The sequence below is a fragment of the Salmonella sp. NW645 genome (assembly GCF_051703725.1).
Classification (GTDB): domain Bacteria; phylum Pseudomonadota; class Gammaproteobacteria; order Enterobacterales; family Enterobacteriaceae; genus Salmonella; species Salmonella enterica.
The window spans coordinates 1-227 of the sequence record NZ_JAMMKR010000043.1; the positions used below are offsets into that span (position 1 = coordinate 1).

1 rRNA gene is annotated in these 227 nt (G+C 51.1%); it reads left to right on the forward strand.

The window, feature by feature from the left end:
* Positions 1-227 (forward strand): 23S ribosomal RNA (locus NA389_RS22005); the annotation flags it as partial.

The window sequence follows — 227 nt, forward strand, 5'->3', positions numbered from 1 at the left end:
TGAGGGAAAGGCGAAAAGAACCCCGGCGAGGGGAGTGAAAAAGAACCTGAAACCGTGTACGTACAAGCAGTGGGAGCACCCTTTGGGGTGTGACTGCGTACCTTTTGTATAATGGGTCAGCGACTTATATTCTGTAGCAAGGTTAACCGTATAGGGGAGCCGGAGGGAAACCGAGTCTTAATTGGGCGTTAAGTTGCAGGGTATAGACCCGAAACCCGGTGATCTAG